Origin of the sequence: Aeromonas sp. R2-2 (assembly GCF_040908355.1) — a bacterium.
GTDB classification, from domain to species: domain Bacteria; phylum Pseudomonadota; class Gammaproteobacteria; order Enterobacterales; family Aeromonadaceae; genus Aeromonas; species Aeromonas veronii.
Genome location: NZ_JBFODQ010000089.1, coordinates 1 through 23,547 on the forward strand (window position 1 = coordinate 1; position 23,547 = coordinate 23,547).

The window sequence follows — 23,547 nt, forward strand, 5'->3', positions numbered from 1 at the left end:
GTCGCCTTCCCCGTTGGGCTCGTCAGTCACCTTGGTGGTCACCGTCTCTTTGCCCAGCGTCAGCTGCTCAAACTTGTCACCACCGCTCACACCGGTCAGGGTGGCGCTCAGGTCTTTCTGGCCACCGACGTACACATCATCCCCTGCGGTCACGGTCACGCTGCCGCTGGTCTGGCCCGCTGCAATCGTGATGGTCTGGCCGTTGCTCAGGGTGAAGCTCAGACCGTTGTGGCCGCTCACCGGCAGGCCGTCCTTGCTGGTCAGGGTCACGGTGTAGGTCACCGTGCCACCTTCGGACACGGTGGGCTTGTCTGCACTCAGGGTGGCAACCACTTCACTTTCGGTATCGCTGATGGTGACGGTGGCATCGCCACCAAGCTCCAGGTTCTCGAAGGTTTTGCCCACTACCGTGGCACTGTCGATGCCCACGGTCAGGGTATCGCCATCCTTGAACACGTCATCGCCCTGCGCCGCCGGGCTGTAGGTCACGCTGGTCTGGCCCGCCGCGATTGTCACACTCTTGCCATCGCTCAGGGTCACGGTCAGATCGCGATCCAGTACCTGGCTCACCTTGATGGTGAACACCGGCTGGTCAGCTTCGGTCACATCACCGTTGCTCTCGATGGTCACCGAAACCTTGTCGCCTTCCCCGTTGGGCTCGTCGGTCACCTTGGTGGTCACCGCCCCCGGCAACACCGGGGCCTTCTCGTAGCCACCGCCACTGGTCTCGCTCACGCTGACCTGGAACTGCTCGGCCGGCTCAGCATAGACGTCATCCAGGGTCGCCACGTCGAAGCTCACCGAGGTGGTGCCCGCCTTGATGACCACGTCGCGGGTCACCGCCTGGACATCACCGTTGTCGGTGGTGATATGACCCACCACCACCTTGACGGTCAGATCCGTTTTCGGGGCGTCGCTGATGCTCAGGGTGTAGTTGGCCTTGCCCCCCTCGACCACATTGGCATCGCCGGTCAGGGTCAGGGTCGGCGCATCCTGATCATCCACCACTTTATTGGTGATGGTGCCAGTGGTAACAACGCTCTCGTAATTGCCACCACTGGTCTTGTCGATAGTGACACTCAGTGACTCTTCACCTTGCTGATATATGTCATCTCCACGAACCGGTACCGGTTCACTGTTGGCACTGCTGCTGCCCACCGGAATGGTGATCACCACCCCGTTGGAGAGGGTCACGGCCAGCGGGCTGCCGGTCACCGGGTTGCTGACACTGGCGGTGTAGACAATGCTGCCGCCCTCGATCACGGTCTGGCCGTTGGTGGCCGAGCTCAGGGTCACGGTGGTAGTGTCTACAGTGTCGACCACGTCGGTGGTCACCTTGCTGCTGGTGTCCAGCTGTTCATAGTTGCCACCGCTGCTGCCGGTGATGCTCACCGTCAGGCTGCTGCCATCTTTGTAAACGTCGTCACTCGGGGCATCGACCGTCACACTGCCGCTCAACTCACCCGCCTTGATGGTGATGCTGGCGCCGTTGGACAGGGTCAGCACCAGGTCACTCTGCGGGGCGTTGTTGACGTTGGCACTGTAGGTGATCTGCCCACCTTCGTTGACCTGCGCCGGAGCACCCAGGGTGACGGTGGTGGTGTCGACAGTGTCGTTAATCTGGGTAGTCGTTGAAGGTCCAGTGATAATCTGGTTGAAACCACCACCCTGAGTACCGGTAATCGAAACGGAGATCGTTGACGGGTCGACATAAGGGCTGTCTGCTGGAGCAGCAACAGTGACTGAACCGGAACTCTGGCCGACGGGAATGGTGATCACTGCACCATTTGACAGCTGAATAACCAAGTCAGAACCAAAAACAGGTTCATCTAATGTCGCAGTAAAGGTGATAAACCCACCTTCATTCACCTGTACATCTGCACTCAAGACAAGGTTGGCGGAGGTAAAAAGAGGATCATCTTCACCAACGGCTTCAAGCGGTGGCTCACCATTGGCGTTGTAGGTGGTATCGAAGGTAGCTTCAGCAATGGTTGCAGAACCGGTACGGTCGATGGTGACAAAACCGCCGTTGCCACTGGCACCGGCTACGCCCCCAATACCGCCACCACCGGCAGCAGGTGCACCGCCTGCTGCAGAGGCTTCAAAGGCCTGGGTCGGGTCCGCGCCGCCCAAGATCGCCTGTTGCAGGGCATTGATATCATCAGGAGTACCTGCAGCGCCGTTTTGCGCCAGCTGGGGAGCATCTCCCTCTTCGGCAGGCTCACTCTGTTCGCTGGCTGGTTGCACATTGAACGACTGTCCACCGCCCATGAAACTGGCGCCATCCGGCGACATGATCACCGCCCCTTTCGGCAGCACATCACCTTCAGCCAACAGCTTCCGGCTGCCATCTGCGGCCACCAGATAAATTTGTCCTTTAAGTTGGGTTACGGTTACGCCCTGTTCCAAGGTAACGGCATTGGTAATCATGTTCTCTCCTGAATCCTGATTTGCATGCAATAAGCCACAGCCTACTTTGCAGACTGAGGGGGAAAATAACCAGCTCGAAAATTCGAAAGGATAGACTGATTTGAGGCTGAACTGTTCAGCCAGACAGAAGTGTGTAAAACGAGGTTGCGAGAATGGCAAAAACCAAAATTATCAATAGATTACAGAATAATGACAGGAGCATGACAAGGCATGCTCCCGTCAGGATTAACCCTAGGCTCCCGCCCAGAGGATGATAGCCAGCAACTGTGGCGAGATGATCCGCAGGAACATCACCAGCGGGTAGACAGTGGCGTATGAGAGCGCACTGGCGCCACTGGTCGGGTGCATGGCGTTAGCAAAGGCCAGCGCGGGAGGGTCTGTCATGGAGCCGGCCAGCAAGCCGCACAGGGTCAGATAATTCATCTTGCCGTAGAGGCGCGCCAGCACACCGACCACCAGCAGCGGGATCAGGGTGATCGCCATGCCGTAGAGCATCCAGGCCGGGCCATCACCGTTGATCAGGGTATCGACAAAACCGGCACCGGACTTGAATCCGACCACCGCCAGAAACAGCACTATGCCGATCTCCCGCAGCGCCAGGTTGGCGCTGGGGGGCATGAACCAGTAGAGCTTGCCGATGCTGCCGATCCGCGACAGGATCAGCGCCACCACCAGCGGCCCACCCGCCAGACCCAATTTGAGAGCGGCCGGGAAACCGGGCAGATAGAAGGGGATGGAGCCGAGCAATACGCCGAGACCGATCCCGATAAATACCGGCAACATCTGCACCTGCTGCAGTTTTTGCTGCACGTTGCCGACCACATTGGTCACCGCTTCGATGGCATCGAGGCGCCCCACCAGGTTGAGGATGTCACCAAACTGCAGGCTGGTCTGACTGGTCGGCACCAGTTCGATACCGGCACGGTTGAGACGGGAGATCACCACGTCATAGCGCTGTTTGATATCCAGATCGCGGATCTTCTTGCCAAGAACCTGCTCGTTGGTTACCACCACCCGCTCGACGCGCAGATCGGTGCCGCGGGTCGAGAGCGAGGTCTCCACCTCTTCACCCAGCACCAGCAACACCTTGTGCAGCGCGTGGCGCTCACCCACCAGATGCAGCAGGTCGCCCAGTTCGATACGGGATTCCGGCCGTGGCACCATCAGCTCGTCGCCCCGTTTGAGCCGTGAACAGATTACATCGGACTCGTCGAGACTCGGGATCTCGCTCAGCATCAGGCCGTGCATGTTGGGGTTGCGCACCGCGATGTTGATGGTCTGCAAGCTCTCCTTGGTTTTACCGGTTTGCAGCTCGAACTGGGCGGCTTCATCGTCGATCTTGATGCGAAAGAAGACCCTGACCAGCCACATGGTGAGCAAAATGCCACAGATACCAAACGGGTAGGCAACCGCATAGCCCATCCCCATCAAACCGGTAGAACCGGGCGCGGCGCCCAGCTCGGCCAGGATCTGCTGGCCCGCACCGAGAGATGGCGTATTGGTGACGGCACCGGAGAAGACCCCCAGAATGACCGGCAACGGCACATCGAAAAATTGATGCAAGCCAGCGGCCACCACGCAGCCAAGGATGACCAGCAAAGCGGCAAAGGCGTTGAGTTTGAGACCCGAACTGCGCAATGACGAGAAGAAACCCGGCCCGACCTGGATGCCGATGGTATAGACAAACAGGATCAGGCCAAATTCTTGAATAAAGTGAAGCGTTTGTGCATCCAGCGCGAGATCGGAGGCGCCTGCAAAGTGACCCACTATGATGCCGCCGAACAGCACCCCCCCTATCCCCAAGCCAACGCCATAGACTCGCCAGTTTCCCAGCCAGAGTCCTAGCACTGCCACCAGCGACAACATGCTGATGGAAAGCGCGATTTCACTCATTTCGTGCATCCTTTGCGAATTGAACTGGCCCTAGCTTGTCAGCAAACGCTGATGCCAACTGTGTGATACCGCACGAATTTATCCTTTTACGCGCTAAAAATACCAATTAAGGGCTAGTTGCAAGACGTTAGGCGACGTAGCCGTAAATGGCCATAAAGTGACAAACGCTGCCACCCAGCACAAAGAGATGCCAGATGGCGTGGTTATAGGGGATCTGCTTGGCCACATAGAAAATGACCCCGAGGCTGTAGATAAGGCCACCGAGCCCGAGCAGCAGCAGCCCCTCACCGGCCAGATGGATATAGAGCTGATAGATGACCACCAGCGACAGCCAGCCCAACATCAGGTAGGTAAAGAGCGACAGCTTCTTGAAGCGGTTGATAAACACCAGCTTGAACACCACACCAGCCAGCGCCAGGGCCCAGATCACCACCATCAAGCCCTTCGCCAGCGGCGTATCGAGCGCCACCAGCAGGAAGGGGGTATAGGTGCCGGCAATCAGCAGATAGATGGCGCAGTGATCAAACACCTTGCACCAGCGTCTGGCCCGCCCTTCCGCCATGCTGTGATAGAGGGTAGAGGCGAGATAGAGCAGCACCAGACTGCCGCCATAAAGGCTGTAACTCACCAGCGCCTGCGTGCCCTGCCCCCATCCCTTGATGAGCAACAGCACCAGCCCGACAATCCCCAGCAACAATCCCGCACCGTGACTCAGCCGGTTTGCCAGCTCCTCCCGGGGGGAGTAATCCATCACACCACTCATAACATCGACTCCACAATAACTGTGGCTCACTCTACCCAGCGCTATTTCGGAGTACAAGTGTTCGCTTAAAAAATGGAGTGGCTGTCACCTGCCCCCCTTTGGTGTATGCTCTGCCGCCGATGCCCGAGACAAGCGGCATAGACACCTACCCCGGTGACCTGGTCTGGAGAACCTGATGAAGTTGACTGAGCTGTTTGCACAAGCGGATCCCGCCTTTGGCGAGGCGATGAACACCTTGCTGGAGAGCTTCCACCACTCCGACGACAGTCAGGCCCCCTATCAGCGCGACCTGTTCACCCACCAGCTCGATCAATCCCGCATGCCTGCAGTCGGCCAACCTATCGAGGAGTATCTGGCGCGGCTGGCCACTCTGGTGCCCGGCGCCTCGCACCTCACCTCACCACGCTACATGGGCCACATGACGGCGCCCCTGCCGGCCTATACCGCCGAGCTGTCGCGCCTGCTGGTGATGCTCAACCAGAATCCGATGAAGATGGAGTCCTCCCGCCTGCTCAGCTTTCTGGAGCGGGAGGTGCTGGCCAAGCTGCACCGCCTCATCTATGACAGGGACGATGCCTTCTACGGCGAGCAGATGCATGCCAAGGATGCAGCCCTCGGCGTCATGACCAGCGGCGGCACCATCGCCAACGTCACGGCGCTGTGGCTGGCCCGCAACCGCGCCTGCGGCGACAACCTGTTCGCCCTCTATGAGCAGGGCTATCGCGGCGCGGTCATTCTGGGTTCCCGCTTGATGCACTACTCCTTCGACAAGGGGATGGATCTGCTGGGGCTGGGCGCCCGCAGCGTCTGGCGCCTCGAGACCGACGGGCAGAACCGGCTCAGTCTGGCTGCGCTGGAGCAAGCGCTGATCCAGTGCAAAGAGCAGAAATTGAAGGTACTGGCGCTGGTCGGCGTAGCCGGTAGCACCGACTTTGGCTCCATCGATCCGCTGCCAGAACTGGCGGCCATCGCCGAGCGCGAGCAGATCCACTTCCACGTGGATGCGGCCTGGGGCGGCCCGACCCTCTTCTCACCCCGCTATCAAGGTCTGCTTGCCGGAATAGAGCAGGCCGACACCGTCACGCTGGATGGTCACAAGCAACTGCTGGTGCCGCTTGGTACCGGCATGCTGCTCTGCCGCCAGCCCGACCTGATGATGGCAGTCAAGCGAGAGGCGCCCTACGCCATCCGTGCCACCTCGTTCGATCAGGGTCGCTTTACCCTGGAGGGCACCCGCCCGGCCAATGCCCTCTATCTGGACGCCGCCTTCCAGCTCTTCGGCCAGCAAGGCTATGCCGAGCTTATCGAAGCCAACTACGACCGGGCCCGACTAATGGCCGAGCTCATCACCAGTAATCCGGCCTTCGAGCTGATGTCTGCTCCGGTGATGAACCTGCTCTCCTATCGCTGCATCCCGCCCCACCTGCAGGGCAAGGTGCTGGATGAGACGGCAAATGCACAGATCAACGACTTCAACGTAGCGCTGCAAAAAGCCCAGCGGGCCGAGGGGCACAGCTTTGTCTCCCGCACCCAGCGGGCAGTAGTGCGCTACGGCGCCCAACCGCTCACCCTGCTGCGCGCCGTGCTGCTCAACCCCCTTATCGAAGAGCACCACATCGGCGAGCTGCTGGCCGATCAGCAGCGACTGGGGATCTCCATTGCACGTCAACTGTTTGGCGACAGCGCGGAACCGGCGTAAAAATGAGCGGTCTTATTCATTTGCCGTTGTCCACCGTGCAGGTAGACTGGGCGAAATTTGCAGGCCATCTTTGAGGACTAGGCGCCAGACATGAAGCAATTTATTGAATTTATTCCACTTATCGTTTTCTTCGCGGTCTACAAATTCTACGACATCTACATGGCTACCGGCGCACTGGTGGTGGTCACTGGTCTGCAGCTCGCCTATAGCTGGATCCGCTATCGCAAAGTCGAGAAGATGCAGCTCTTTACCTTCCTGCTGGTCGGCTTCTTCGGCGGCCTCACAGTTTTCTTCCACGATGACACCTTCATCAAGTGGAAAGTGACTGTCATCAACGTGCTGTTCGCACTAGGCCTGCTCATCAGCCGTTACGGCTTTGGCAAGAACCTTATCAAACAGATGCTGGCCAAAGAGCTGCAAGCACCCGATAAGGTCTGGGACACAGTCAATCTCGGCTGGGTCGGCTTCTTTACCGTCTGTGGCCTGCTCAACCTCTATGTGGCATTCAACATGCCGCAGGAGATGTGGGTCAACTTCAAAGTGTTCGGCCTACTGGGGATGACGCTGGTCTTTACCCTGCTGAGCGGCGTCTACCTCTATCGCCACATCCCTGCCGAGCAGTTGTCCCAGCAAAAAGACGAACCCAAAAAGTAACCCTCATCAGAAAAGGATCCTCTCATGTGGTATCTCATCTACTCCGAAGATGTCCCCGATAGCCTGCCACTGCGCAAGCAGGTTCGCCCTGCCCATCTGGCTCGCCTGCAAGCCCTGCAGGATGAGGGCCGGCTGCTGACCGCCGGTCCTAATCCTGCCATCGATGCCGAGGATCCGGCCGATGCAGGCTTTACCGGCAGCACCGTCATCGCCGAGTTTGCCTCGCAGGCGGACGCCCAGGCCTGGGCTGATGCCGATCCCTATGTGGCAGCTGGCGTCTATGCCAAAGTGACCATCAAGCCGTTCAAAAAGGTCTTCTGACCGCAAAGCGCATAGCGAAATAAAAAAGGCCGGACTGGAAGTTCATTCCAGTCCGGCCTTTTTGCATCCCGATATCTCGTTTATGCCTTGGCGACAAACCAGGGATTGAGGATATCGGGCTTGTTGTAGGCAAGGGGTGAGCCATCGAGCTGGGTGACGCTGCCACCCGCCCCCTCCAGCACCGCCTGTGCAGCGCCGGTATCCCACTCGCAGGTAGGGGCGAGGCGCGGATAGAGCTCGGCGCCCCCCTCGGCAATGATGCAGAACTTGAGGGAGCTGCCCATGGAGACCAGCTCGAGCTCGCCAAAAGGAGCCAAGAAATCGAGGGTCTCCTGCGACAGGTGGTTGCGACTGCCCACCACTCGCCACGCCTCGCCTTCACGATGAGGCCGGGTCTGGATAGGCTCGCGCTTGCCATCGGCGATGCGCCAGGCACCGAGACCCTTTCCGCCATACCAGAGCTTGTCCAGCACAGGGGCATAGACTAGCCCCCAGCGCGGTGCCCCCTCTTCAATCAGCGCGATATTGACGGTGAACTCACCGTTGCGGGAGACAAACTCCTTGGTGCCGTCGAGGGGATCCACCAACCAGTAGCGGGACCAGCCGTGGCGCGCCGCCTTCACCTCGAACCCAGACTCCTCCGACAATACGGGAATATCCGGAGTCAGCCGTGCCAACCCCTGAACGATCACATCATGAGCCCCCTTGTCGGCCGCCGTGAGCGGACTCTCGTCGCTCTTGTACTCCACCGCGAAGGGCTGGCTGTAGATGGCCATGATGGCCGCTCCCGCCGCACGGGCGACAGGTTCAAGTTCGGTGATATCGGGGTGGTACATAACAAACTCGATCAGTGAGTGAGAAACCCAGTCTATCGCGTTTGTCATCAACCGCTTATAGCTGATTGTACTGGATTATATTGCCCCTGCTTCTCCTGCCCCTTGCTGCCATCGGCTGGTACCAACAGCACTTCGATACCGGCATTGCGCAGGCCGGAAAGGATATCGGCAGGCACGGCATCGTCGGTGATCAGGGTGTGAATACGCAGGGTATCGATGATCTTGTGCAGACTGCGCCGGCCAAACTTGGTGGAGTCGGTGACCACCACAATCCGCTCGGCCACCTGACACATGCAGCGGTTAAGGCGCGCCTCGTCCTCATGATGGGTGCTGACGCCGCGCTCCAGATCGATGCCATCCACCCCGAGAAACAGCATGTCAAAGTGGTAGTTTTGCAGGGACTGCTCCGCTTGCGCACCGTAGAAGGAGAGCGACTTGCGGCGCAGATGTCCGCCCGTCATCAGCAGCTCCACCCCCTCTGCTTCGAGCAGTTCATTCGCCACATTCATGCCGTTGGTCATCACCAGGATCTCCTGATGTCCCTTCAGATGACGCGCCACCTCCAGTGTTGTCGTCCCCGAATCGAGGATAAGGCGACAACCGGAGGGCACCAGGGTCGCCGCCAGCGCACCGATCCGCTGTTTCACCGGGGTATTGAGCACACTCTTGTCGGCAATAGTGCGCTCCGGCACCGTCTGGCCCGGTTCACACAGCAGGGCGCCGCCGTAAGCCCGCACGGCCACCCCCTGCTTCTCCAGAAAGGCCAGATCGTTGCGGATAGTCACGGTAGAGACCTGATAGTGACTCGCCAGCTCGTTGACCTGAACGCTGCCATTGCTGCGCAGCTGCTGAATAATCCGCTCCCGCCGCTCGCTGGTTCCGAGCGCACCTTTTTCGCTTGTTTGCATAGTTCTTCTGCCGGAATGCTGTAGTGAATGATCGCTTTCACTTCGTTACGTTTGCATATTAACGCTCAGCGAAGGTGCCAAATCAAGCCTTCATTACGCTTTACCACCACTCTCATCATCTTTCCTCACTATTCAAAGCCTTTCGATACCTTTCTTTTTGTGATCCCTTTCAAGATCTGACGACTCTTTTGTTTCGTTTTCTTTTCCTCCCTACTACCGTAAAGAAAAGAAATCGAAAGAACATTTCCATACGCAGCAACCAAGGGACATCAAAATGAAATCCATGCTGGCACTGGTCGAAAGACACAAACAGGGAGAACAGACCGGGATCTACGCCGTCTGCTCCGCTCACCCGCTGGTGCTGGAAGCCGCGCTGCGGCTGGCCGCCGAAGGAGATGAGCTGCTGGTCGAGGCCACATCCAATCAGGTGGATCAGTTTGGCGGCTATACCGGCATGACCCCCGCCGACTTTCGCGATCGCCTCTACGAGCTGGCGGCACAATGTCACTTTCCGGCGCAGCGCCTCATTCTGGGGGGCGACCATCTGGGCCCCAACCGCTGGCAGGGGGAACCGGCCGAGCAGGCCATGGCCCATGCCGAAGCTCTCATCGCCAGCTATGTCGCTGCCGGGTTCAAGAAGATCCACCTCGACTGCAGCATGTCCTGTCAGGGCGATCCCGTTCCCCTGACCGATGAGCTGGTCGCAGAGCGAGCCGCACGGCTGGCGCAGATCGCCGAGCAAACCTGTCTGGCCACTTTTGGCGAGAGCGATCTGGTCTATGTGATTGGCACCGAGGTGCCGGTGCCGGGCGGTGCCCATGAAGATCTGGCCGAGCTGGTGGTCACCACGCCGGAGGCGGCGCGCCATACCCTCGAGGCCCATCAAGAGGCTTTCAACAAGGCGGGGCTGGCCCATATCTGGCCGAGAGTGATCGGTCTGGTGGTGCAACCCGGCGTCGAGTTTGACCATACCCGCGTCATCGATTACCGGCCCGAAAAAGCGGCGCCCCTTAGCCGGATGATCGAAGCCTATCCCCACATGGTGTTCGAGGCCCACTCCACCGATTACCAGACTCCCGAGGCCTACCGCCAGCTGGTACGCGACCACTTTGCCATTCTCAAAGTGGGCCCCGCCCTCACCTTCGCCCTGCGCGAAGCGCTGTTTGCCCTTGCCGCCATCGAGGAGGAACTGGTGGTTGCCAAGGCGTGCTCCGGTCTGCGCAAAGTGATGGAAGAGACCATGCTGGAGCGCCCCGACTTCTGGCGTAGCCACTATCAGGGCAGTGCCAACGAGTGCCGACTGGCCCGTGGCTACAGCTATTCGGATCGCATTCGCTACTACTGGCCCGATAGCCGGGTCGATGAGTGCTACGCCAGATTGCTGGCCAATCTGGCAGCGGAGCCCATCCCGCTCCCCCTGCTGAGCCAGCATCTGCCCCTGCAGTATCGCAAGGTGCGTCAGGGCTCGCTCTCGGCCAATCCCCACGACCTCATTCTCGATCAGGTGCAGGAGGTGCTGCGGCACTACGCCAGCGCCTGCACTGCGGCCTCTCGCCGCCATTCCCAGCTCGACCTTGTTGTATAAGGAGTTGCAGACATGATCCTTGGTTATCCAGAAGAGATGTTGCGCAGTGCCAATGGCCTGGCGACTGCCCGTGAAATTCGCCAGCAACCCGCCACCTGGCGCGAGACCCTCGCCATGGTCGAGGAGTGCCGTCCAGCATTGACCCGTTTTCTGACCCCCCTGCTCGCCCGACAAGAGCTGCGCATCATCCTGACCGGGGCTGGCACCTCCGCCTTTGCCGGTCGGGCGCTCGCCCCCTATCTCTCGGCCCACCTGCATGCCCGGGTCGAGGCGATCGCCACCACGGATATCGTCACCGATCCGGCCGAGTATCTGGCCGAAGATTGCCCGACCCTGCTTATCTCCTTTGCCCGTTCCGGCAACAGCCCCGAGAGCGTGGCGGCGGTCGAACTGGCCAGCCAGCTGCTCAGCCACTGCCACCATCTGGTGCTGACCTGTAACGGTGAAGGGGCGCTCTATCGCCGCTGCCAGCAAGATGCCCACTCTCTGGCCCTGCTGATGCCGCCCCAGACCAATGATCGCAGCTTCGCCATGACCAGCAGCCTCACCAGCATGATGCTGAGCTGTCTGGCTCTCTTTCTGCCAGAGCGGTTCAACCGCCAGCGCTGCGAGCAACTGGTCGCTACCAGCGACGCCATTCTGGAGCAGGTCGTACAGCGCGTGCCGGCCTGGAACGAGCCGTTGCCCGAGCGGGTCATCTATCTTGGCAGCGGCAGTCTGCAAGGGGTGGCGCAGGAGGCGGCACTCAAGCTGCTGGAGCTGACCGCCGGCCGTCTGGTCGCCATGTTCGATTCCCCCACCGGCTTTCGCCACGGCCCAAAATCGGTCGTCAACGAACAGACGCTCATCGTGCTGCTCATCTCCAACGACCCTTACACTCGGCAATACGATCTGGATCTGCTGCGCGAGCTGCGAAGCGATGGCAAGGCCGCTCGGGTGGTCGCCATCGCCGACCAGCACCATCCCGCCATCGAGGAGGGGGAGTACATCTATTTGCCCGCCACCCTGCATGGCGACGATGCCCAGCTCGCCTTCTGCTACCTGCTCTATGCCCAGTACTACGCCTTCCATACCTCGCTGGGGCTGGGGATCAGCCCGGACAATCCCTGCCCCACAGGTCAGGTCAACCGGGTCGTACAGGGGGTCAATATCTATCCGTTCCACCAAGAAGGAGTGCTGTGATGCCCAATATCGTATTGAGCCGGATCGATGAGCGTCTGATCCACGGTCAGGTCGGTGTCCAGTGGGTCGGCTTTGCCGGTGCCAATCTGGTGCTGGTTGCCAACGACGAAGTGGCAGAGGACCCCATCCAGCAGAACCTGATGGAGATGGTGCTGGCCGAAGGCATTGCGGTGCGGTTCTGGCCGCTCCAGAAGGTGATCGACAACATCCACAAGGCGGCAGATCGCCAGAAGATCCTGCTGGTCTGCAAAACCCCGACCGATTTCAACACCCTGGTTCAGGGAGGTGTCCCCATCTCCCGGATCAACGTCGGCAACATGCATTACGCCGACGGCAAGCGTCAAATCCACAAGACCGTATCCGTGGACGAACAGGACATCACCGCATTTCGCGCCCTGCGGGACGCCCGTGTCGAGTGCTATGTCCAGGGCGTGCCGACCGAACCGGCACAGGACATTTTCAATTTGCTCTGATTAAGGACAATTGTGATGGAAATCAGTTTTTTACAAGGTCTGCTGCTTGGCATCCTGGCATTTTTCGCCGGACTCGACCTGTTCAACGGTCTGACCCACTTCCACCGTCCCGTGGTGCTGGGGCCGCTGGTTGGCCTCATCCTCGGCGACCTGCCCACCGGTATTCTGGTGGGCGGTACTCTGGAGCTGGTCTGGATGGGGTTGGCCCCGCTAGCGGGGGCGCAACCGCCCAACGTCATTATCGGCACCATAGTCGGCGCCACCTTCGCCATCACCACCGGGGTCAAGCCGGATGTGGCGGTAGGGGTTGCCGTTCCCTTCGCCGTTGCCGTGCAGATGGGGATCACCTTCCTCTTCTCGGTGATGTCGGGGGTAATGTCCCGCTGCGATCGCATGGCCGAAGCGGCTGACGTGCGCGGTATCGAGCGGGTCAACTACTTGGCACTGCTGGCGCTGGGCACCTTCTACTTCCTCTGTGCCTTCCTGCCCACCTACTTCGGGGCCGAACATGCCAAGGCAGCCATCGACGTGCTGCCCGCCCGCTTGATTGACGGCCTCGGCGTTGCTGGCGGCATCATGCCCGCCATCGGTTTTGCCGTGCTGCTCAAGATCATGATGAAGAACGTCTATATCCCCTACTTCATCCTCGGTTTCGTCGCTGCCGCCTGGCTCCAGTTGCCGGTACTGGCCATCGCCGCCGCCGCGCTGGCCATGGCCCTGATCGACTTCATGCGCACCACTACCCCGCAAGCTCGTCCTGTTCAGGAGGAAACCGAAGATGGCATCTAACAACACTGCTGCGCGGATCATCTCCAGCGCCGAACCGCACAATACCCGGCCACAATCCGACGACACCTATGAAGATCAGCAGCTTGGCGCCGAGCTGACCAAGCAGGATATCAACCGCTTTGCCTGGCGCTCCCTGCTGCTGCAGGCCTCCTTCAACTATGAGCGGATGCAGGCCTCCGGCTGGCTCTATGGATTGCTGCCGGCACTGCAGAAGATCCACACCAATCCGCGGGATCTCTCCCGGGCGATGAAAGGGCACATGGGTTTCTTCAACACCCACCCCTTCCTGGTCACCTTCGTGATGGGGATCGTGCTGGCGATGGAGCGCTCTAAGCAGAACGTCAACAGCATTCAGAGCACCAAGATCGCAGTCGGCGCACCGCTCGGCGGGATTGGCGATGCCATGTTCTGGCTCACCCTGCTCCCCATCTGTGGTGGCATAGGGGCAGATCTGGCGCTGCAAGGCTCCATCATGGGTGCAGTGGTCTTCTTCCTGCTGTTCAACGTGGTCCACTTCGGCCTGCGTTTTGGTCTGGCGCACTACGCCTACCGCATGGGGGTAGCGGCCATTCCGGTCATCAAGGCCAACACCCGCAAGGTGGGCCATGCCGCATCCATCGTCGGTATGACGGTGATCGGCGCGCTGGTCGCCACCTATGTGCGTCTTGGCACCACGCTGGAGATCACTGCCGGTGATGCAGTCGTCAAACTGCAGGCGGATGTACTCGACAAGCTGATGCCCGCCTTTCTGCCGTTGCTCTACACCCTGGCGATGTACGCCCTGATCCGCAAAGGCTGGAGCCCGCTGCGCCTCATCGTCATCACGGTGGTACTCGGTATCGTCGGCAAGTTCGCCGGTTTCCTCTAATCCGGAGCCGGCAGCAAGCCGGCCCCCTTTGCAGTAAAGGAACAGACTATGTTGGGCATCATTATTTGTGGTCATGGCGGTTTCGCCAGCGGTCTGGAGCGCGCCATGCTGCAGATCCTCGGCGAACAGGAAGCGGTTATCGCCATCGACTTTCCCGAGAGCTCCACCACCGCCCTACTACAGGCACAGTGCGAAGCGGCGCTGACAGAGGTCGACAAGGGGGATGGCGTGGTCTTCCTGACCGATCTGCTCGGCGGCACCCCGTTTCGGGTCGCCTCAACCCTCTCACTGCACCAGACAGAGCGGGAGGTTATTACCGGTACCAACCTGCAACTGCTGCTGGAGATGGCGCTGGAACGCGATGGCCTCAGCGCCCGTGAATTCCGCCGGCAGGCCCTTGATTGCGGCCACCGGGGGCTCACCTCGCTGGCAGATGAGATGGGTAAAGAGCGTCAGACAGATGTCGCTCTCGCCGAGGAGGGCATCTGATGACCTCACGGATCCGTGCCCGTCGCCTGCTGACCGAACAGGGTTGGCTGGAACATCAGGAGCTGACCCATGAAGGGGGCATCATCACCGCCATTGCCCCCATCACGGATGGCGATCCGGCGCGAGATGTCGAGCTGCTGGTGCCTGCGCTGATCGACGGTCATGTCCACGGCGGTGCAGGCGTCGATGTCATGGATAGCGAGGACAATGCCTTGGCAACCTTGTCAATGGCCAAGGCGGCAGAAGGGGTCGGCGCCTTCCTTGCCACCACGGTCACCGCCCCACTCCCCGAGATAGAGCAAACACTTGCTCGGATTGCCGATGGCGTTGCCCGCGGCATGCCGGGCGCCGAGCTGCTCGGCTGCTATCTGGAAGGCCCCTACTTCACTCCGGACAACAAGGGCGCCCACGATCAGGCGCTGTTTCGGGAGCTGGATATTGCCGAACTGAACCATCTGCAACAGCTGGCGCGCGGCACCCTGAAAGTGGTCGCACTGGCACCGGAAAAAACCAATGCCATCGCGGCCATTCACCATCTTGCCGCAAATGGCATACGGGTGATGCTGGGCCACTCGGCGGCAGATCACGACACCACCATGGCGGCGCTGGCAGCGGGCGCCTCCGGGCTGGTGCACTGCTTCAACGGCATGCGCGGCCTGCACCACCGCGAACCCGGCATGGTCAGTGCAGGTCTTGTCCATCCCGCTGCCTGGCTGGAGCTGATCGCCGATGGCCATCATCTCCACCCGAGCGTGCTCAAGCTCTGTCACTGCTGCGCCGGCCAGCGCCTGCTCTTGGTCACGGATGCGATGCGCGCCGCCGGTATGCCCGACGGTCACTATCTGCTTGGCAACTATCGGGTCGAGATGAAAAACGGCGTGGTACGCACCGAAACCGGCGGTCTGGCGGGCAGCACCCTCACCCTGCTTGGCGCCGTACGCAACATGGTGCAGCTGGCGAACGTACCGCTCGATGAAGCCATCGCAATGGCCTCGCTGGCACCAGCAAAGATGCTCGGCATTGCCGATCGCCTCGGTTCACTGGCGGTTGGCAAACAGGCCAACCTGCTCGCCCTCACCACTGAACTCCATCAACAACACATCTGGCTAGCTGGCAGGGAGATAAACCCGACCCAGCTCTCCTCCCTTTTCTCAGGATCTCGCGTCAATCAGGACGCTCAGGAGTCACTATGTATCTGATCTCTTCCCATGAAATGCTCAAAGATGCCCAGCGCCGTGGCTATGCCGTACCGGCTTTCAACATCCACAACCTGGAAACCGTGCAGGTGGTGGCTCGCACCGCCGCTCGCATGCACTCTCCGGTGATTTTGGCTGGCACCCCGGGCACCTATCGCCATGCCGGGGTCGACTATCTGGTCTCCATCTGTCAGGCCGCGGCCCATGAGTACCGTATCCCGCTGGTGCTGCATCTGGATCACCACGAAGACGAGCAGGACATCCACAGCAAGGTCGAAGCGGGGATTCGCTCCGCCATGATCGATGCCTCGCACTTTCCGTTTGAAGAGAACATCGAGAAGGTGCGCAGCGTGGTCATCTTCTGCCACCGCATGGGGGCCAGCGTCGAAGCCGAGCTGGGTCAGCTGGGCGGTCAGGAGGATGACCTCATCGTCGATGCCGCTCACGCCAAATTTACCGATCCGCTCAAGGCTGCCGAGTTTGTCCGCCGCACCGGTATCGACTCGCTGGCGGTGGCCATCGGTACCGCCCACGGCCTCTACAAGGAGGAGCCCCGCCTCGACTTCGCCCGCCTCGCCGCCATTCGCGAGCAGGTGGATATTCCGCTGGTGCTGCACGGCGCCTCAGGCGTACCGGAAGCCGATGTGCGCCGCTGCATCGAACTCGGGATCTGCAAGGTCAACGTTGCGACCGAACTGAAGATCGCCTTCGCCGATGCGATGAAAGCCTTCCTTGGCTCTCATCCGGATGCCAGCGACCCGCGCCAGTATCTGGTGCCCGCCATGGCAGCCATGGAGGAAGTCGTCGAGGCGAAAATCCGTATGTGTATGAGCGAGGGAAAGCTGTGATCACGAGAGCTGACTCGCCATGCCGTGATTGACTTGGTTCAGCTAAAAACAACAAAGGACGCCGTGGCGTCCCTTGTTATTTTTGGCGGCCGGTCTCAGGCCGCGGGCCTATTTTGCAACTCAGATCCCCTGACGGGCTTCCTGCATCAGCAGGCGCATATCGCTCACGGCCTTGGCCAGACCATCGAAGGCGGCGCGGCCGATGATGGCGTGGCCGATGTTGAGCTCATAGAGCTCGGGGATAGCAGCGATAGCCTTGACGTTGTGGTAGTGCAGGCCGTGGCCGGCATTGACCTTGAGCCCCTTGCCAGCGGCATAGGAGGCGCCGGCGGCGATGCGCTTGAACTCGGCATTGCGCTCGGCATCGGTGGTGGCATCGGCGTAACGGCCGGTGTGGATCTCGATAAAGGGGGCACCACTCTCGGCAGCCGCATCGATCTGGATGGGATCGGCGTCGATAAAGAGGGATACCTGGGCCCCCACAGCAGAGAGGCGGGCAACTGCGTCAGTCACCTTGTCCAGCTGACCGGCCACGTCCAGACCGCCCTCGGTGGTCACTTCGGTGCGCTTCTCCGGCACCAGACAGACGAAGTGGGGCTTGATGCGGCAGGCGATGCCGATCATCTCTTCGGTCACCGCCATCTCCAGGTTCATTCTGGTCTGGATAGTCTGGCGCAGGATCTCCACATCGCGGTCGGTGATGTGGCGGCGATCTTCACGCAGATGCACGGTAATGCCATCGGCCCCGGCCTGCTCGGCCACGAACGCGGCCTGTACCGGATCCGGATACTGGGTGCCACGGGCGTTGCGCAGGGTGGCGATATGGTCGATGTTCACACCCAGATAGATTTCACTCATTGAGAACTCCTTGAAAGGCTTCATCTGTTGACTGCGCGGTCAGCGAATCACACCGCGCCAATATCCGTATGTCTGTAATCTGTGTCAGCCTTGCATGCTGGCTTTGCGTTTTAAAAACAGCTCCCGGCTCTTTAGCTGGCGCTTGCCCAGATAGGGTTGCAACGCCAATCGGCTGAAACGTTTGGCCGCCTGCAGCAAGGGAGGGGTATCGAAACGTCCCTCGGCAAAGGCGAGCAGGTGGGCACCGAGAAACAGGGTACGGGGATCCGGCGCCCGCTCGCAAGCAACAAAGCCCAATTCACGCTCGAAGCCATAGAGCAGGGTCGGCTCGATGGGCGACTCGTCGTCCGCCGTGTATTCGAAATCCACCGCATAGCCGAGCGCCTGCAACAGCAGGAACTCGAAGCGGCGCAGCGGCAGCTCCGGCGTCTCGCCATCGGCAAGCGCCATGATGGCACGGGCATAGGCATCGAACACTTCGGGGAACGGGGTGTGCGCTTCCAGCAGGTAGTAGACCAGCTCGTTGAGATAGAGGCCGTAGAAGAGGCGATCGCCACCGAGACGCAGGGAGTGATCCGGGCATTCGACCTGGGTGAGGTTCTTGAGATCACCCTTACCGCGCCAAGCGATGGTGAGCAGGGTAAAGGGTTGCAGCAGCCCCTTGAGAGGGGAGCGTGGCCCGCGAGAACCGCGAGCCACCAGAGTAAATCGGCCACTATCCTGGGTGAAGACCTCGACCAGCTGGCTGGTTTCCCGATAGGGCCGACTGTGGATGACGAAAGCCGGGGTCAGCAATCAGTCGTCGCCATACCCGAGGCTGCGCAGGGCGCGCTCATCATCAGCCCAGCCCGACTTGACCTTGACCCACAGCTCGAGGTGCACCTTGTTCTGGAACAGACGTTCCATATCGAGGCGCGCTTCGGTGCCGATGGTCTTGATCTTCTCACCCTTGTTGCCGATGACCATCTTCTTCTGACCATCGCGCTCGACCAGGATCAGGCCGTGGATGTGGTAGAGACCGTTCTCTTCCACCTTGAAGCGCTCGATCTCCACCGTCACCGAGTAGGGCAGCTCCTCACCGGTGAAGCGCATCAGCTTCTCGCGGATAATTTCGGAGGCCATAAAGCGGGAGGAGCGGTCGGTCACGTAATCTTCCGGGAAGAAGTGGACGTTTTCCGGCAGCAGATCCTTGGCCCACTCGCGGATCTTCTCCACGTTGGTGCCCTTTTCGGCACTGATGGGCAGAATATGGGCGAAGTTCATCTGTTGGCCCAGCCACTCGAGGTGGGGCAGCAGATCTTCTTTCTCTTTGACGTTGTCAATCTTGTTGACCGCCAGCACCACCGGGCACTTGAGATTGCGCAGCTTGCCCAGCACCATCTCGTCATCTTTGGTCCAGTGGGTACCGTCGACCATGAACACCACCATGGCCACATCACCCAGCGAACTGGTAGCGGCACGGTTCATCAGGCGGTTGATGGCCCGTTTCTCTTCAATGTGCAGACCCGGGGTATCTACATAGATGGTCTGGTAGTTATCCTCGGTGTCGATCCCCAAAATCCGGTGACGGGTGGTCTGGGGCTTCTTCGAGGTAATGCTGACCTTCTGGCCAAGCAGCTTGTTGAGCAGGGTGGACTTGCCCACATTCGGGCGGCCCACGATAGCGACAAAGCCGCAGTAGGTGGTATCTGTCATGACAGTTTTTCCAATGCTTGCTGCGCCGCGGCCTGTTCGGCCTTGCGACGGCTGGTGCCGACCCCGACGAGGGGACCATCCAGACCTTCCACGTCACACTGGACGGTGAACTCCTGGTTGTGGGCCTCGCCCTTGACGTTGGTCACAGTGTAGGTCGGCAGGGATTTGCGGCTTCCCTGCAAAATTTCTTGCAGACGGGTCTTGGGATCCTTCTGCTCGATGCCCGGCTTGATCTCTTCCAGGCGGCTGGCATACCAGCTCAGCAGCAGTGTCCGCACCGTCTCAAGATTGGTATCCAGATAGACGGCACCGATCACCGCCTCGACCGTGTCGGCCAGAATGGATTCGCGGCGAAAACCGCCGCTCTTGAGTTCGCCGGGACCGAGGATCAAGTGATCCCCGAGGTCGAACTCCCGGCCCAGTTCGGCCAGGGTCTTCTCGCGCACCAGGGTGGCGCGCATCCGGCTGAGATCCCCTTCCGCCGCTTGCGGGAAGCGGTGGAACAGATCGTCGGCAATCACCAGACTCAAAATGGAGTCCCCCAGAAATTCCAGTCGTTCATTGTGACGGGAACCGGCGCTGCGGTGAGTCAGCGCCCGGGTCAGCAGTTCCAGATCCGCAAAGACATGCCCGAGACGGGACTGCAGTCTGTTCATCTTGATATTCATTTACTTGATTCCGCCAATGCGGTTGAAGCGCACACCTGTCGGTACCCAACTTGGCAGCAGGGAGCCTTCTTCGCGCTCGAATTCAAAACTTATCCAGATAGCGACCGCCTTGCCGACCAGATTCTGTTCGGGCACAAAGCCCCAGAAGCGGCTGTCGGTGCTGTTGTCGCGGTTGTCGCCCATCACGAAATACTGGCCTTCCGGTACCACCCACTCGTCGGGGTAGGTGCCGGGCTGGCGATAGTAACGACCAACCATGTCGGGCATCAGCGGATTGCGCAGGGTCTCGTGGGAGACATCACCCAACTGCTCGGTATAGCGGTCAAGGGGGATCCCCATCTGGGTAAATTCGCCTCTTTGTTCAAACTTGACGTCGAGCTTCTTGAAGCCCGGGCACGTTTTCCCTTCCTGCTCTTCGCACTTGGGCCGGATCATCAGCTCCTTGTTGCGATAGATGACCCGATCACCCGGCATGCCGACCACCCGCTTGATGTAGTCAACGCGCGGTTCAAGGGGATACTTGAATACCACCACGTCGCCACGCTTGGGCTCGCCAGTCTCGAGGAACTTGGTGTTGGTCACCGGATCCCGCAGACCATAGGCAAATTTTTCCACCAGGATGAAGTCGCCCACCAGCAGGGTGGGCATCATGGAACCTGACGGGATCTGGAACGGTTCAAAAATGAACGAACGCAGGATCAGCACAAAGGTGATGACCGGGAAGACCCCAGCGGTCTGCTCAATCCAGACCGGTACGGGGGCCACCTTGGCCAGAGTCTTCTCATCCAGGTGGGCACCGCCATGGGCACGAGCCACGGCAATCTTGGCGGCGCGCTGCTTGGACCAAATCATCTTGTCCAGACACCAGATAACACCGGTGATCGCGCAGACCACCACCAGGATCAGGGAAAACGTGCTTGCCATCTATTAATCCTTTCCGACGTGGAGAATCGCGAGGAAGGCTTCCTGCGGCACGTCGACACGGCCGAGGGACTTCATCCGCTTCTTACCTTCTTTCTGCTTGTTCAGCAGTTTCTTCTTACGACTCACGTCACCACCGTAGCACTTGGCGGTTACGTCTTTACGCAGAGCCTTGACGGTGCTGCGAGCGATGATCTGGTTGCCAATGGCCGCCTGAATGGCGATATCGAACATCTGGCGCGGGATCAGCTCGCGCATCTTCTCCACCACCTGACGACCGCGATACTGGGCGTTGTCTTTGTGGGTGATGATTGCCAGGGCATCGACCCGCTCACCGTTGATCATGATGTCCAAACGGACCATGTCGGAGGTTTCGAAACGCTTGAAGCCGTAGTCCAGCGAGGCGTAACCGCGACTGGTGGATTTCAGGCGGTCGAAGAAGTCGAGCACCACTTCCGCCATCGGGATTTCATAGGTCAGCGCTACCTGCTTGCCGTGATAGACCATGTTGGTCTGTACGCCACGCTTCTCGATACAAAGGGTGATCACGTTGCCCATGTACTCCTGCGGCAGCAAGATATGACACTCGGCGATCGGCTCGCGCATCTCCTTGATGCTGGTGATGGCGGGCATCTGGGCCGGGCTGTCGATGTGGATGGTGGAGCCGTCGGTCAGCTCGATCTCGTACACTACGGTCGGCGCCGTGGTGATCAGATCCAGATCGTATTCACGCTCCAGACGCTCCTGAATGATCTCCATGTGCAGCATGCCGAGGAAGCCGCAACGGAAGCCGAAGCCCAGCGCAGTGGAGCTCTCCGGTTCGAAGAACAGGGAGGCATCGTTCAGGGAGAGCTTGTCGAGGGCGTCACGGAACGACTCGTAGTCATCGCTGGAGATGGGGAACAGACCCGCATAAACCTGCGGCTTCACCTTCTTGAAGCCAGCCAGCGCCTTGTCGGCACCGTTCTTGGCCTGAGTCAGGGTATCGCCCACCGGCGCGCCGTGGATGTCCTTGATACCGCAGACAACCCAACCTACCTCGCCGCAACCCAGACCCTGGGTATCCACCTGCTTGGGCGTGAAGATACCGATACGATCGACACCCCACACCTGACCGGTGCTCATCACCTTGATCTTGTCGTTCTTCTTCAGGGAACCATTCTTGATCCGCACCAGAGAGACAACGCCCAGATAGGAGTCGAACCAAGAGTCGATGATCAGCGCCTGCAACGGGGCATCCGGGTCACCTTCCGGCGCCGGGATCTTGGCGACGATCTCTTCCAGCACCAGATCAACACCCAGACCGGTCTTGGCGGAGCAGCGCACCGCATCGACTGCGTCGATACCGACGATGTCTTCGATCTCCTCGGCAACCCGCTCGGGTTCTGCGGCCGGCAGGTCAATTTTGTTCAGCACCGGCACCACTTCCAGATCCATTTCCATGGCGGTGTAGCAGTTGGCCAGAGTCTGTGCCTCAACCCCCTGGCCGGCATCCACCACCAGCAGCGCCCCTTCACAGGCCGCCAAAGAGCGGGAGACCTCGTAGGAGAAATCCACGTGGCCCGGGGTGTCGATAAAGTTCAGCTGGTAGGTGTTACCGTCTTGTGCCTGGTAGTTCAGGGTCACACTCTGTGCTTTGATGGTAATGCCGCGCTCGCGCTCCAGATCCATGGAGTCAAGCACCTGAGCCTGCATCTCGCGGTCGGACAAGCCACCGCAAGTCTGGATCAGACGGTCCGACAAGGTCGATTTACCGTGGTCGATGTGCGCAATAATCGAAAAGTTACGAATGTGTTTCATCGAGCAAGAGTCACTCAAAATTAGTTAAGGTCAGTTATGGAGGCGCGATTTTACTGGATAACCCGGCTGACGGCCATTCTTTAGTCGCCAGCACCAGTGAAATAGCGCCTGTTCAGTCAGGGGAGAATGCGGACAGGGACGACCACGCCGAGCATCTGCGGGCCGTAGCGCCCCTGATCCAGGCGGTTGGAAAAGTAACGAACCAGTAAAAAGCCCAGCACGCCCCCCAGCAGGCAGCAGAGAATGGTAATTCCCTCCCCGCCCGAGAGCAGCGGTGCCAGCCAGAGCTGCCCCAGCAAGGCGCCGGCCAACAGGCAGAAAAGCGGCAGCACATAGACCAGCGCCGCCCCGCGCAGCAGACTCTCCTGCGGGATACCGAGCCTCACTTGCTGGCCAACCCGCACCTCGGCGGTCAGCCTGACCCGCAAGCGGGGAGCTTTCAGGGGAAACGCCTTGGCCACGGTGCCGGTACCGCAGTTGGATTGCTGCTGACAACCACTGCAGGCGGAGCGACGCTCGCACTCCACCCAGGCATGGGCACCCTCAATGGCCACCACGGTCGCCAGCTCTTCACTCATCTCATTCACGGCAACACCTCGGGTTCACACAATCAGGGGATCTGACCACGACTCGCCACGCTCGGCAAGCGGTGAAGAACCCCGCATCCCCCG

General features: G+C 60.0%; 23 protein-coding genes. 11 read left to right on the forward strand and 12 right to left on the reverse strand.

The features are described 5' to 3' along the window. From AB5Z09_RS18530 to AB5Z09_RS18540, 3 genes are all read right to left on the reverse strand, one after another. Nucleotides 1-2,430: retention module-containing protein (locus AB5Z09_RS18530; protein ID WP_368195961.1), on the reverse strand; the 2,430-nt coding region annotated here is incomplete at its 3' end. Between the two features lie 231 nt (nt 2,431-2,661). Then, nucleotides 2,662-4,323 (reverse strand): putative transporter, encoded by a 1,662-nt coding sequence (locus AB5Z09_RS18535; RefSeq protein ID WP_005335335.1) that lies wholly within the window; start codon nt 4,321-4,323, stop codon nt 2,662-2,664. Between the two features lie 127 nt (nt 4,324-4,450). Then, nucleotides 4,451-5,086: a hemolysin III family protein gene (locus tag AB5Z09_RS18540; RefSeq protein ID WP_005335337.1), complete on the reverse strand. Its 636-nt coding sequence runs from the start codon at nt 5,084-5,086 to the stop codon at nt 4,451-4,453. Between the two features lie 175 nt (nt 5,087-5,261). On the opposite strand from AB5Z09_RS18540, the gene AB5Z09_RS18545 reads away from it, so the two are divergent. The 3 genes from AB5Z09_RS18545 to AB5Z09_RS18555 all read left to right on the forward strand — a co-directional run bounded on the left by AB5Z09_RS18545 (nt 5,262) and on the right by AB5Z09_RS18555 (nt 7,760). Continuing rightward, entirely contained in the window at nt 5,262-6,785 is a 1,524-nt protein-coding gene (locus tag AB5Z09_RS18545; protein ID WP_368195962.1) for an aminotransferase class V-fold PLP-dependent enzyme, read from the forward strand. Nucleotides 6,786-6,875: 90 nt separating this feature from the next. Next, a complete protein-coding gene (locus AB5Z09_RS18550; protein WP_021229465.1) occupies nt 6,876-7,439 on the forward strand; it encodes a septation protein A in 564 nt (187 codons plus the stop codon). 24 nt (nt 7,440-7,463) lie between these two features. Continuing rightward, nucleotides 7,464-7,760 (forward strand): YciI family protein, encoded by a 297-nt coding sequence (locus tag AB5Z09_RS18555; RefSeq protein ID WP_005354350.1) that lies wholly within the window; start codon nt 7,464-7,466, stop codon nt 7,758-7,760. Nucleotides 7,761-7,840: 80 nt separating this feature from the next. On the opposite strand, the gene cysQ is transcribed toward AB5Z09_RS18555, so the two are convergent. Both cysQ and AB5Z09_RS18565 read right to left on the reverse strand, forming a co-directional pair. Continuing rightward, nucleotides 7,841-8,596: a 3'(2'),5'-bisphosphate nucleotidase CysQ gene (gene cysQ / locus AB5Z09_RS18560; protein ID WP_368195963.1), complete on the reverse strand. Its 756-nt coding sequence runs from the start codon at nt 8,594-8,596 to the stop codon at nt 7,841-7,843. A gap of 47 nt (nt 8,597-8,643) precedes the next feature. Then, nucleotides 8,644-9,504 carry a DeoR family transcriptional regulator gene (locus tag AB5Z09_RS18565; RefSeq protein ID WP_136501973.1) on the reverse strand — a complete coding sequence of 287 codons (861 nt, stop codon included), beginning with the start codon at nt 9,502-9,504 and terminating at the stop codon, nt 8,644-8,646. 274 nt (nt 9,505-9,778) lie between these two features. Here AB5Z09_RS18565 and kbaZ point away from each other — a divergent pair, with 274 nt between their 5' ends. From kbaZ to AB5Z09_RS18605, 8 genes are read left to right on the forward strand one after another with little or no spacing between them, the layout of a single operon-like run. Beyond that, nucleotides 9,779-11,089, forward strand: a complete 1,311-nt coding sequence (gene kbaZ, locus AB5Z09_RS18570) for a tagatose-bisphosphate aldolase subunit KbaZ (RefSeq protein WP_368195964.1) — start codon at nt 9,779-9,781, stop codon at nt 11,087-11,089. 12 nt (nt 11,090-11,101) lie between these two features. Beyond that, the gene (locus AB5Z09_RS18575) at nt 11,102-12,271 is read left to right on the forward strand and encodes an SIS domain-containing protein (RefSeq protein WP_368195965.1); all 1,170 of its coding nucleotides are present in this window, start codon (nt 11,102-11,104) and stop codon (nt 12,269-12,271) included. Further along, nucleotides 12,271-12,744, forward strand: coding sequence for a PTS N-acetylgalactosamine transporter subunit IIB (gene agaV / locus AB5Z09_RS18580; RefSeq protein ID WP_159157552.1), 474 nt, complete (start codon nt 12,271-12,273; stop codon nt 12,742-12,744). Before AB5Z09_RS18575 ends, agaV begins: the two co-directional genes overlap by 1 nt. A gap of 15 nt (nt 12,745-12,759) precedes the next feature. Continuing rightward, nucleotides 12,760-13,533 carry a PTS N-acetylgalactosamine transporter subunit IIC gene (gene agaW, locus AB5Z09_RS18585; protein ID WP_058053249.1) on the forward strand — a complete coding sequence of 258 codons (774 nt, stop codon included), beginning with the start codon at nt 12,760-12,762 and terminating at the stop codon, nt 13,531-13,533. Further along, complete coding sequence (gene agaE, locus AB5Z09_RS18590) at nt 13,523-14,401, forward strand: PTS N-acetylgalactosamine transporter subunit IID (RefSeq protein ID WP_005354370.1); 879 nt, start codon at nt 13,523-13,525, stop codon at nt 14,399-14,401. Before agaW ends, agaE begins: the two co-directional genes overlap by 11 nt. Before the next feature lie 48 nt (nt 14,402-14,449). Then, the gene (gene agaF, locus AB5Z09_RS18595; protein WP_368195966.1) at nt 14,450-14,890 is read left to right on the forward strand and encodes a PTS galactosamine/N-acetylgalactosamine transporter subunit IIA; all 441 of its coding nucleotides are present in this window, start codon (nt 14,450-14,452) and stop codon (nt 14,888-14,890) included. Then, a complete protein-coding gene (nagA, locus tag AB5Z09_RS18600; RefSeq protein ID WP_368195967.1) occupies nt 14,890-16,089 on the forward strand; it encodes an N-acetylglucosamine-6-phosphate deacetylase in 1,200 nt (399 codons plus the stop codon). The genes agaF and nagA overlap by 1 nt, the downstream gene beginning before the upstream one ends. Next, on the forward strand, nt 16,080-16,934 hold the full coding sequence (locus AB5Z09_RS18605) for a tagatose bisphosphate family class II aldolase (protein WP_368195968.1): 855 nt from the start codon (nt 16,080-16,082) through the stop codon (nt 16,932-16,934). The genes nagA and AB5Z09_RS18605 overlap by 10 nt, the downstream gene beginning before the upstream one ends. A gap of 120 nt (nt 16,935-17,054) precedes the next feature. Here AB5Z09_RS18605 and pdxJ read toward each other — a convergent pair whose 3' ends face one another. From pdxJ to AB5Z09_RS18640, 7 genes are all read right to left on the reverse strand, one after another. Next, a complete protein-coding gene (gene pdxJ / locus AB5Z09_RS18610; RefSeq protein WP_005335389.1) occupies nt 17,055-17,792 on the reverse strand; it encodes a pyridoxine 5'-phosphate synthase in 738 nt (245 codons plus the stop codon). 84 nt (nt 17,793-17,876) lie between these two features. After that, a complete protein-coding gene (gene recO / locus AB5Z09_RS18615; protein ID WP_005335391.1) occupies nt 17,877-18,587 on the reverse strand; it encodes a DNA repair protein RecO in 711 nt (236 codons plus the stop codon). Next, complete coding sequence (era, locus tag AB5Z09_RS18620) at nt 18,588-19,487, reverse strand: GTPase Era (protein WP_005335393.1); 900 nt, start codon at nt 19,485-19,487, stop codon at nt 18,588-18,590. Beyond that, on the reverse strand, nt 19,484-20,155 hold the full coding sequence (rnc, locus tag AB5Z09_RS18625) for a ribonuclease III (protein ID WP_005335394.1): 672 nt from the start codon (nt 20,153-20,155) through the stop codon (nt 19,484-19,486). Before rnc ends, era begins: the two co-directional genes overlap by 4 nt. After that, the gene (gene lepB / locus AB5Z09_RS18630; protein WP_005335395.1) at nt 20,156-21,079 is read right to left on the reverse strand and encodes a signal peptidase I; all 924 of its coding nucleotides are present in this window, start codon (nt 21,077-21,079) and stop codon (nt 20,156-20,158) included. Nucleotides 21,080-21,082: 3 nt separating this feature from the next. Continuing rightward, nucleotides 21,083-22,876, reverse strand: a complete 1,794-nt coding sequence (lepA, locus tag AB5Z09_RS18635) for a translation elongation factor 4 (protein WP_005335396.1) — start codon at nt 22,874-22,876, stop codon at nt 21,083-21,085. Between the two features lie 116 nt (nt 22,877-22,992). Continuing rightward, entirely contained in the window at nt 22,993-23,454 is a 462-nt protein-coding gene (locus tag AB5Z09_RS18640; RefSeq protein ID WP_139428717.1) for a SoxR reducing system RseC family protein, read from the reverse strand. Between the last annotated feature and the right edge of the window lie 93 nt (nt 23,455-23,547).

Excerpts from the sequence above, each read along its gene's own strand:
- AB5Z09_RS18535 (WP_005335335.1), bottom strand. The coding sequence starts at position 4,323 with ATGAGTGAAATCGCGCTTTCCATCAGCATGTTGTCGCTGGTGGCAGTG.
- AB5Z09_RS18540 (WP_005335337.1), bottom strand. The coding sequence starts at position 5,086 with ATGAGTGGTGTGATGGATTACTCCCCCCGGGAGGAGCTGGCAAACCGG.
- AB5Z09_RS18545 (WP_368195962.1), top strand. The coding sequence starts at position 5,262 with ATGAAGTTGACTGAGCTGTTTGCACAAGCGGATCCCGCCTTTGGCGAG.
- AB5Z09_RS18550 (WP_021229465.1), top strand. The coding sequence starts at position 6,876 with ATGAAGCAATTTATTGAATTTATTCCACTTATCGTTTTCTTCGCGGTC.
- AB5Z09_RS18555 (WP_005354350.1), top strand. The coding sequence starts at position 7,464 with ATGTGGTATCTCATCTACTCCGAAGATGTCCCCGATAGCCTGCCACTG.
- cysQ (WP_368195963.1), bottom strand. The coding sequence starts at position 8,596 with ATGTACCACCCCGATATCACCGAACTTGAACCTGTCGCCCGTGCGGCG.
- AB5Z09_RS18565 (WP_136501973.1), bottom strand. The coding sequence starts at position 9,504 with ATGCAAACAAGCGAAAAAGGTGCGCTCGGAACCAGCGAGCGGCGGGAG.
- kbaZ (WP_368195964.1), top strand. The coding sequence starts at position 9,779 with ATGAAATCCATGCTGGCACTGGTCGAAAGACACAAACAGGGAGAACAG.
- AB5Z09_RS18575 (WP_368195965.1), top strand. The coding sequence starts at position 11,102 with ATGATCCTTGGTTATCCAGAAGAGATGTTGCGCAGTGCCAATGGCCTG.
- agaV (WP_159157552.1), top strand. The coding sequence starts at position 12,271 with ATGCCCAATATCGTATTGAGCCGGATCGATGAGCGTCTGATCCACGGT.
- agaW (WP_058053249.1), top strand. The coding sequence starts at position 12,760 with ATGGAAATCAGTTTTTTACAAGGTCTGCTGCTTGGCATCCTGGCATTT.
- agaE (WP_005354370.1), top strand. The coding sequence starts at position 13,523 with ATGGCATCTAACAACACTGCTGCGCGGATCATCTCCAGCGCCGAACCG.
- agaF (WP_368195966.1), top strand. The coding sequence starts at position 14,450 with ATGTTGGGCATCATTATTTGTGGTCATGGCGGTTTCGCCAGCGGTCTG.
- nagA (WP_368195967.1), top strand. The coding sequence starts at position 14,890 with ATGACCTCACGGATCCGTGCCCGTCGCCTGCTGACCGAACAGGGTTGG.
- AB5Z09_RS18605 (WP_368195968.1), top strand. The coding sequence starts at position 16,080 with ATGTATCTGATCTCTTCCCATGAAATGCTCAAAGATGCCCAGCGCCGT.
- pdxJ (WP_005335389.1), bottom strand. The coding sequence starts at position 17,792 with ATGAGTGAAATCTATCTGGGTGTGAACATCGACCATATCGCCACCCTG.
- era (WP_005335393.1), bottom strand. The coding sequence starts at position 19,487 with ATGACAGATACCACCTACTGCGGCTTTGTCGCTATCGTGGGCCGCCCG.
- rnc (WP_005335394.1), bottom strand. The coding sequence starts at position 20,155 with ATGAATATCAAGATGAACAGACTGCAGTCCCGTCTCGGGCATGTCTTT.
- lepB (WP_005335395.1), bottom strand. The coding sequence starts at position 21,079 with ATGGCAAGCACGTTTTCCCTGATCCTGGTGGTGGTCTGCGCGATCACC.
- lepA (WP_005335396.1), bottom strand. The coding sequence starts at position 22,876 with ATGAAACACATTCGTAACTTTTCGATTATTGCGCACATCGACCACGGT.
- AB5Z09_RS18640 (WP_139428717.1), bottom strand. The coding sequence starts at position 23,454 with ATGAGTGAAGAGCTGGCGACCGTGGTGGCCATTGAGGGTGCCCATGCC.